Source organism: Bradyrhizobium sp. 45 (assembly GCF_023073155.1).
GTDB classification, from domain to species: Bacteria; Pseudomonadota; Alphaproteobacteria; order Rhizobiales; family Xanthobacteraceae; genus Bradyrhizobium; species Bradyrhizobium canariense_D.
Map to the genome: position 1 here is coordinate 1 of NZ_JADPIX010000104.1, position 9,129 is coordinate 9,129.

At 60.3% G+C, this 9,129-nt stretch carries 4 protein-coding genes and 4 pseudogenes; 5 read left to right on the forward strand and 3 right to left on the reverse strand.

What is annotated here, in order from left to right; genetic code table 11:
- Positions 1–385 precede the first annotated feature (385 nt).
- Positions 386–525, forward strand: a pseudogene (locus IVB42_RS17355) (IS5/IS1182 family transposase); the annotation flags it as partial.
- A gap of 27 nt (positions 526–552) precedes the next feature.
- Here IVB42_RS17355 and IVB42_RS17360 read toward each other — a convergent pair.
- Entirely contained in the window at positions 553–1,983 is a 1,431-nt protein-coding gene (locus IVB42_RS17360; protein ID WP_085383874.1) for an undecaprenyl-phosphate glucose phosphotransferase, read from the reverse strand.
- Between the two features lie 595 nt (positions 1,984–2,578).
- Here IVB42_RS17360 and IVB42_RS17365 point away from each other — a divergent pair.
- Together IVB42_RS17365 and IVB42_RS17375 are read left to right on the forward strand one after the other, a co-directional pair.
- On the forward strand, positions 2,579–3,316 hold the full coding sequence (locus IVB42_RS17365; RefSeq protein ID WP_085383838.1) for a metallophosphoesterase family protein: 738 nt from the start codon (positions 2,579–2,581) through the stop codon (positions 3,314–3,316).
- 798 nt (positions 3,317–4,114) lie between these two features.
- Positions 4,115–4,381: a hypothetical protein gene (locus IVB42_RS17375; RefSeq protein WP_085383836.1), complete on the forward strand. Its 267-nt coding sequence runs from the start codon at positions 4,115–4,117 to the stop codon at positions 4,379–4,381.
- A gap of 836 nt (positions 4,382–5,217) precedes the next feature.
- Here IVB42_RS17375 and IVB42_RS17380 read toward each other — a convergent pair.
- Positions 5,218–5,429: pseudogene (locus IVB42_RS17380) on the reverse strand (transposase); the annotation flags it as partial.
- 512 nt (positions 5,430–5,941) lie between these two features.
- Here IVB42_RS17380 and tnpB point away from each other — a divergent pair.
- Both tnpB and IVB42_RS17390 read left to right on the forward strand, forming a co-directional pair.
- Complete coding sequence (gene tnpB, locus IVB42_RS17385) at positions 5,942–6,286, forward strand: IS66 family insertion sequence element accessory protein TnpB (RefSeq protein ID WP_085383833.1); 345 nt, start codon at positions 5,942–5,944, stop codon at positions 6,284–6,286.
- Positions 6,287–6,434: 148 nt separating this feature from the next.
- A pseudogene (locus IVB42_RS17390) lies at positions 6,435–7,078 on the forward strand (IS66 family transposase); the annotation flags it as partial.
- Between the two features lie 293 nt (positions 7,079–7,371).
- On the opposite strand, the pseudogene IVB42_RS17395 reads toward IVB42_RS17390, so the two are convergent.
- Positions 7,372–8,327 (reverse strand): annotated as a pseudogene (locus IVB42_RS17395) (UDP-glucuronic acid decarboxylase family protein).
- Positions 8,328–9,129: the final 802 nt, after the last annotated feature.

Genomic DNA, 9,129 nt, shown 5'->3' on the forward strand with positions numbered 1-9,129 from the left:
CATCGACGGCCATCCCCATAGCCGCATCGAAGACCTCATGCCGTGGCGATTCCGCAAAACGTCAAGCCAGCCTCAATAGGGTTGCGGCTAAGCGCTTACAAGCATAGACACAAGCCGATCCCTTCAAAGAGATCGTGAAACTCGCCTATCCCATGTGCCGCGAGAAGGTGGGAGCGGAACGACGCTTACGGACAATCCACACAGTTCTCGATCAAGCTGGCTTATCGATGAGATTGCCGCTCTCGCCCGGACAGGCCTCGGATCCAAGCGCAGTGCCTCAACCTCTCGCTGACCCGCCGACGCCTACGAGGTCGTCGCCGAGGCGACGATCCAATCGAGTGCAATGTTGCCCAGCCCAATATCCAATCTGCGGTCTGCGATGTGCCGCCAGCGCAACCTAATCGAACGCTTCTTCTGCAGGCGTAAACAGTTCCGACGGCCGGACCGCTTCGACAAGCTCACACGCAACTTCTCCGCGCCGGCCTACTCGCCTCAATCCGGCTCAGCGCTTATGAGTCCACGGCCTCGGCCGCCAAAGCTGCCTGCGCTGACCTAGTAGGCCTCCTGGGAAATGACGGTAGCCGCCGTGCGCGCCATGATTTTCAGGTCGAGCCAAATGCTCCAATTCCTTACATACCAAACGTCATATTCTACCCGCTTTTCCATCAAGTCGATGGTGGGCGTTCCGCCCCGGAAGCCGTTAACCTGAGCCCAGCCCGTGAGGCCTGGCTTCATGTGATGGCGGTACACATAATTGCTGATGATCTCGTCATAATAGTTGTCGTGGGCAAGCGCATGTGGGCGTGGTCCGACCAACGACATGTCCCCTCGCAGCACGTTCCAGAGCTGGGGCAATTCGTCAATGCTGGTCATGCGAAGGAAGCGCCCAATCCTCGTGACGCGCGCGTCACGCTTGGTCGCCTGAGTAATCGAGTGACCATTCTCGCACACGTTCATGCTGCGAAATTTCCAAATGTCGAACGGCTTGCCGTTGAAGCCGCGGCGCGACTGTCGAAAGATCACGCTTCCAGGCGAATCCAGCTTGATTAGAATGGAGACGGTGATCAGCACCGGCGCCAAGGCCACGAGCGAAAACAAGGCCAGACCGATGTCGAGGCAGCGCTTCTGGAGACGTTCAAACACGCTGAGTGGTGGCCGCTGAATCTCAATTGCCACCGTGCCGCTGACCGGCAAAAATGGACGCGATACGAGATCGGCGATCGAATTATCCGGCAATAGCCGGATCGGCTGTGGTATGGCGCGCAAGTGCAGTTCAAGTTGCTGCAACAACGGTAGCTCGTTCCAGTCAACCGCCAGCAGGTACTCCTGCACATCTGCTGCACGGGCTTGCTGGATGACATCGCGGATTTGCCTCTCCCAGCCGTTCCCTTGGTTATTAGCGGGAAGCACGAAATGGCGAACCACGTCGAACCCGTTCTTGCGCAGGTCCTTGAAGCGGCTCGAGGTGAAATCAAGGGGCTTCAGACTGAGTAGGGCAACCTTGCGGTCGACCAATCGGCCCTTGGCAAAGCCCGTCCGGAGCGCCCACTGCCACGCAAAACGCAGGCTGAGCAGCCCAACACCGCCAACGCCGGTGAAGATGAGGAACGTGCCGCGGGACAAATTGTCCGACGATTTCAATAGAAACGCCGCGACCGCAAGGATTGTCAGTGACACCAGCCAGATGATCACCGCTTTGCGCAATTGCCAGACCAGATTGAGCAGACGGTGCGTTGCATACACACCCTGCGAATAGGCGATCAGAACAAACACTGTGCTGACGATCAGTCCGGCGCCGATGGGCGCTCCGTCTCTGAATGACGGCGTGGCGAGGTTATAAAGCTCCGACGCCAGCGCGTAGCTGAGCAAAATCAGCAAAAGGTCGGCCGCGATGACGAGAAGCTGAAAAGGCCTCTGAAGAGCCGTGCCCCGTGCGGAGGACACCGCATAAGTGCTTTCAGAGCCATAAGTTGCAACAACCATTCGATCCTCGAAGTGTGGAGGGTACCTGGCGGTCATTGTGATGCTGAAGAATTGCCGCTTCCCAAGCAGAGGGTGTTAAGTGATCGCAGCGATATTGTGGCGCCGCACGCAAATTTACGATGCACGGATATGCGTCGCGTCCAAAATGCGCATCGACAATTTGTAGCGCTCAAAGCTCTCGTCACAGTGCTGACATATCGGCAACGCGTTGCCCTGTTCTGAACCAAGTTCCACATACCAACACGATGCTTCAATGGTCGCGCGAGCGGTGTCCGCTCATCTTTGCGACGTTTCCAGACTGCTATGGAGTCATTTGCGGGAATTTCGACGGATATCTACCTACGGATGTATCACCGGATTTGCATTAGACATGCATCTTTGCCGCGCTCTGCACGTCAGTAATGCAATTTCTACGGGACGGTTATCCGGCGGACCACACAAACCAGGGTAGGTAAGAATTCCGCCCTTCTTTTGGCGTGATCACCGGAGAATGAGGACATCACTCCATCCACCGCACACCGTTCGCGTCAGATGGAGAGTTCTCAGGTGCGGCGACTTGGGGAGATTTTGTCGACCACCTGACCGATTGTGCGCCATGATATCTCTCGCCCGACCACGTCGGCCAATCCAAAAGCCGCACTTGCCTGAAGGGGTTCGCATCTATGCGATCTCGGATATTCACGGCTGTGCGCATCTGCTGCAGCCCATGTTGCGGGTCATCGATGCCGACATGGCTCGCAGCCGCCCCCGCTATGCGATCGAGGTCTTCATGGGCGATTACATCGATCGTGGTCCGGACACGCGCGCCACCCTCGACATCCTGGTCGAGCGGAGTCGCCGGGGAAATGCGATCTTCCTCAAGGGCAATCACGAGGCATTTCTGGTCGAGGTGTTCGAAGACCCTTCACTGTTCGAGAATTGGCTCGCCGTCGGCGGAACTCAGACATTGATGTCCTATGGGCTCGCTCCGGCAGATCTGAAGCGCGATGAGCCGGCATCGATCTTGCACGATTTGATTCGCGCAATGCCGACTGAACATCTGGAATTCTTGGACAATCTGCGGCTGAGCTTTACGTGCGGGGATTTCTTCTTCGTACATGCGGGCGTTCGACCGGGCGTGGCGTTGTCCGAACAGCAGGAAAACGATCTTTTGTGGATTCGCGCGGAGTTCCTGGAGAGCGACAAGCATTTCGGCAAATATATCGTGCACGGTCACACGCCAGTGCGGAGCGCCGACGTGCGAAACAATCGCGCCAACATCGACACGGGCGCCTATGCGACGGGCAATCTCACGTTGATGAGCATCCAGGGAAGCCGAATGCTCGCGGTGTGAACGATCCGCATTCGTTTCCGAGTAGCGAGCGAGTCTGACATCAACCGACCACACCTAGTTGAGCACGCACAGAGGATGCGAGCGTGCTCGGCTTTCCGCCATCCAAGCGCTCCAGGCGCGCTCGTGCTTGAGGTAAAGTTCCGACCAACGCTCATCGACGCTAATCTGACCAAGGCGGCGTTGGTCCTGGAGCACCGAAGAGCCTTCCAGAGACGCTAGCGGACGATCCAGCGTCTCGAACTCGACGGTCTCCGAGCTCGTTAGCCCGACCAGGACACGCTGTCCGGCTCCATCTACGATGTAGCGCCGCGGAGCGTCCTTCCTTGCCTCGGTCATGCCCGTGTACCCTTGCTTGATGTCTATCCCAACGAGATCCCCGCACGCGAGCCCGACGAGACCAAAACGCCCTCGGGAATGCCGGAGGGTTGAGGTCGGGGGACGACGCAAACGAAGCCATGGAAGCCGTCCTGGATGGTGCGATGCCCATCAAGAGCACGCAGTGTGTCGACATCATGGTTGGCGATGATTCTAGGGCGCCGAAAGATTGTTCAGGCCTGCTCTGTTGGGAAGCAGCGGTGCTCCGACCTTCTTCCTGCTCATCGAGGCGCAAGCCTTCGCGAGCGGAGCGTACCGTTTCGAAGACGGTGGTCAAGCCGGTTCGGTGCGATCTATCCCGTCATTGAAACGAGCCGATGCTCCAGCAAGTGGGATTTCGCGCCTTTTCCGTGTACCGTCGCAATTGCAACCATTCCGAAGCCGCCGCATTATTTCACGGCATTTTGAGAAGGATTCACTCCAATGAACTTTCGCGCTCCCGGTCCATTCGTTGCTCTTTCTACTCTTGGCCTCACTTTGACTGCGACTGCCGCCCCGGCCGCGGAGCTCGCGCTCGCTCCGGCACATCATCACGCTGCCTATGTCCGGACCGGGGTCGTGTTGTGGGACGGCGTCTATCCACCCGCGATCTATGGCCCGCAGCTTCGCTCTGTCGAGGAAGTCACGGTCATAAAGTCGGAAGCGCGGCCCGTGTCCCAGCGCTGGTGGGGATATTGGTACGTCCGCTAGGTGCGGGTGCCCTTGGCAAGAGCCGAGCTGCGCTCCGATCATGAACCGCCGCACGTCTGGGCAAGCAGCAGCGTCGGTTTCCGTTTGAGGTCCGATTGAGAGCGCGCTCGCGCAAAATACGGCTTTGGCTTTGAGGCTCGCCCTTGAACCCTACCCTTGAGTCCTGCCTTTGAATCTTGGCCTTCAGCTGGTCGAGCGTTTGGCGTTGCACGGCCCGGCGCAAACCTAAGACCGCGAGCTCGCCCGGCGAATAAGGCTCCACTTTGTCAGGACGGCCGCCGATTGCCGAAGGCCGCTACTTCGGTGACGCGCCCCGCTCCCAAGGCCGCTTGCCATCCGTCCCTCTGTCCCAAGGGCGCGCTGTCGAAGCGTCCTTCTCTTCGGCAGCCGCCCGCGCCCGATCGGCCTGGACCCGTTCGCGATCGCTCGGTGGCGCCTTCGACGGGACCGGCTCGCTCTGCGCTGATGCCGGAGCAATGGTGAGCAGCAGGATCAGCATGAATTTTCTCATGCCAAGGCTTTAATACGGTGGCCGGGGAGCTGTCCGATCTATTCGGTGGACTTGGAAGGTGCCCTCGCCTTCGCACATGCTGAGAATCGCCGAAGCGGTAAGCTGGTTTAGCGAGCGATGCGGCGCTTCAAGCTCGCCCTGATACCCTGATAAAGTGTTCCATCGCGACAGCGGCAGCCCCCCTGCGGGAGAAAACGACAACGCTTTGAGTGATTTACGGGGGTCGCGACCAAGCCCAAGAGCTACACGAACAGGACAAAGAACCGTCAAGGATCAGGGCTGTTACAGGGCTCTAGAGCACCTAGACGGCGGCATGATGGGCGCCTGTCAGGGCGCTCATAATTCGGGCCCACACGCCCGCTCGTCGCCAGGGAAAGGAAGCGGTTGTTGCAGGTCGTGTACGGACGACCGGCCGATCGCGCCATGGCGCTCCAGGTCGCAAGACCCAGAAGATGCCCGCGGCACGCCGCGCGGCTTGTTCGGTAGCATCGGCTTAATTGCAGCCCACTCTTCGTCGGTGAGTTCGTAGCGCATGATTCGTCGCCTCGATAGGGCCTGAATCACGGCAAGACGGTCCGGCTCAACGTATCCATCCGGTGAAGGCCGCCTTGCGGAATGAGGCGTGTTGTTGAGAACCGTCCTTATGGACAGTGATAGGCGCAGTGCCCAAGTTGAACGGCTTGAGGTGGTGGACACGGGCCGGCAGCGGCACTGGTCCGAGGATGAGAAGCTCAAGATCGTTCTTGAGAGCTTACGGCGCCGCGCCAGGTCGCGGCCACAGCGCGGCGGTGTGGCGTTTCGCGCTCATTGCTGCTGCGATGGCGACGGTCGTTTCAGCCTGAGCCGAAGGATGCCGCCCATCAACCTGGCTTCGTACCGGCGATGGTGGTCGCGGAATCAGGTCCGACGCCCCGTCCAGTCGCGCCGGCCAGCAGCGGAGGGTCGATCGAGATCGAGTTTGCTGCCGGGGCTCGGATGCGGATCACGGGCACGGTCGATGCGGCGACGCTGAAGGCCGCGGTGGCGGCACTGGCAGACGAACGGCCGCGGTGATCCCCGTTGCGGGCGTGCGGGTGTGGATTGCGACCGGCCACACCGATATGCGTCGTGGCATGAAATCGCTGGCCTTGCTCGTGCAGGAAGCGTTCACGCGAGCCCCGCACGGCGGCGACCTCTATGTGTTCCGTGGCAAGAGCGGCAAGCTGATCAAGATCCTTTGGCACGATGGACTGGGCATGTCGCTCTACGCCAAGCGGCTGGAGCGCGGCCACTTCCTGTGGCCGTCGTCGGCTGATGGGGTGGTGACCATCACCCCAGCCCAGCTTGGCTACCTGCTGGAGGGCATCGACTGGCGGATGCCGCAACATACCTGGCGACCGCAGGCGGCGGGCTGATCGCTGGGATTTTAATCGGTGGTGCGATCAGCGGTTCGGACAGAGACCGCGTCTTGTGATTCTCTGGTCGGCGATGGGCGCCGATGATTCTCTCCCCGACGATGTGACTACGCTGCAGGCGATGTTGCGCGCCGAGCGCGCGGCCCGGTTGATGCAGGCCGACGCCTACGCCGGCTTTGGCAGACTCTACGAGGCCAATCGCAACGGCTCCCGATCATCGAGGTCGCGTGCTGCGCGCACGGCAGGCGCAAGTTCTTCGATTTCGTGCGGCTCAGCAAAGCGCCGATCTCGGCCGAGACGGTTAAGCGCATCGATGTCCTGTTCGCCATCGAACGCGAGATCAACGGTCTTACTGCGCGGGAGCGATTGCGTGTGCGCCAAGAGCGTAGCCGCCACCTGATCGTCGAGCTGGAGACGTGGTTGCGCGAGCAGCGCACGAAGCTCTCCAAGGACAACGACACGACCATGGCAATCAATTACTGCCTCAGCCGCTGGGACGCATTTGGCCACTTCCTTGATGACGGACGGCTTTGCATGTCGAACAATGCTGCTGAGCGTGAGCTACGGGCGGTCGCCGTGGGGCGAAAAAATTGGACCTTTGCCTGGTCCGACGAGTGCGGCCGGCGCGCGGCTGCCATCTACAGCCTCATCGCCACCGCCAAGCTCAATGACATCGACCCGCAGGCTTGGCTTGCCGACGTGCTGGCGCGCCTACCGGATCACCCCGCCAAGCGCATTGACGAACTCATGCCCTGGAATTGGCGACCTCGGAACGTCGCCCACGCCGCATAGCGCGATCAGCCTTCCGCCAAAAGCAGCCTAGCGCATGTTGTTTTATTCCGGAATCGGGATTCCCAGGGCGGCAATATCTGATTCAAACTCCAGACTGGAACGGGGGCCAGCATGGATGATGCGACCCTATTCGGAAGATCTTCGCGAACTCGCTCTGGCGCTGACGGCGGCGAGAGGGTTCGTTCGATTGCAGAGACACTTCAGATCAGTGGCCGGCGGCCCGACCGCGAGCTCACGTCCGGCATGCCAGCAGCAGCGAGCAGTGGGCGAGACGATGGAAGGCGCGAGCGGGCTCAGGCGATTTCGAGCGAGTGCTTGAAATAGGCGATGGTCTCCTTCAGGCCGTCCTCGAGCGCCATCTTCGGCTCCCAGTCCAGCGCCGCCTTTGCCTTGGTGAGGTCGGGCTGGCGCTGGCGCGGATCGTCCTGGGGCAGCGGCTGGAAGATCAGTTGCGAGCGCGAGCCGGTGAGCTTGATCACCTTCTCGGCGAGCTCGCGAATGGTGAACTCCGAATTGTTGCCGATGTTGATCGGTCCGGTGATGTTCTCGCCGGTCGCCATCAGCCGCATGATCGCTTCGACGAGATCGTCGACATAGCAGAACGAGCGGGTCTGCCCGCCGTCGCCGAACACGGTGATCGGCTCGCCCTTCAGCGCCTGGACGATGAAGGACGACACCACGCGCCCGTCATTGGGCTGCATGCGCGGGCCGTAGGTGTTGAAGATGCGCGCGACCTTGATCCGTGCTGGCGCCAATAGTCGAAGAACAGCGTTTCGGCGCAGCGCTTGCCTTCGTCGTAGCAGGAGCGGATGCCGATAGGGTTGACGTTGCCCCAATAGTTCTCGGTTTGGGGATGGATCAGCGGATCGCCATAGACCTCGCTGGTGGAGGCCTGGAAGATGCGCGCCTTGAGCCGCTTGGCGAGGCCAAGCATGTTGATGGCGCCATGCACCGAGGTCTTGGTAGTCTGCACGGGATCGCGCTGATAGTGGATCGGCGAGGCCGGGCAGGCCAGGTTGAAGATCGCGTCGACCTCGATGTAGAGCGGGAAGGTGACGTCGTGCCGTACCGCTTCGAACAGCGGATTTGCGATCAGATGGGAGATATTGCGCCGGCTGCCGGTGAAGTAATTGTCGACGGAGACCACCTCGGCCCCCGTATCGAGCAGCCGCTCGCAGAGGTGGGATCCGATGAAGCCAGCGCCTCCGGTTACGAGGATGCGGCTGTTCTTGTAGCTTTCAAACGGCATGATCGGTTCCAGATTGTCCGCGCGGCGGGGACGGGCGGAGTGGTATCGGCAACGGCCGGACTCGCCAATAGCCAAGTGGGCTTAGGTTGAGGTATTAAATACCCCTAGTGTGCATGGGGTTGTTTTCGCATTTTCTTCCAGCGGGGCACGCGGCGATGCGCGTCTAGATTAGCCGGGGACTTCGCCGGATGCGTACGGCTCAACGTGGTCCGCGAGAGACGGTCGGCCGCTATACAACCGAAAGCGGACCTATTATGCTCACCTCGAGTTTTGTCGCTCATGAGCCTTAGCCGACTCTCCAATGAGGGCGCGAGTGGCGAGTCGCCTTCCGGAGCTCCGAAGCTGATCTGCTGCTTTCTTCTGATCGCCTCGGGTCACACCCGACGCTTCCGCTCTATCCAGGACACCTACACGGGGCGACCGGCCTCCCCTTGTGACCCGCCGGGCCAATTCTCCAATAAGAACTTTCTGCCCGGTCACCGCCCCACGAATAGCCGAAAATGGCCAAAATGCGAACGAATTGCGCAGGGCTGAATGCCCTGTTTTTGGATGCGATGTAGACAGTAACAGACATGCAACCGGTATCGCGCGCGGCGGCCCATTTCAGAGCGGATGTCGAGGGACTCAGGGCAATCGCAGTTCTGTCGGTCGTTGCCTTTCACTACGGAGTTCCAAGCGTAACCGGCGGGTTTGTCGGTGTAGAGTAAGCGCGATTTTCTCCGCACGATGACGCCCGCGCTTTTGACGGATGGCCTTCGTATCGAGGGCGGCATCTGACCCGTTCAGGCAGCGGCGGTTTTGG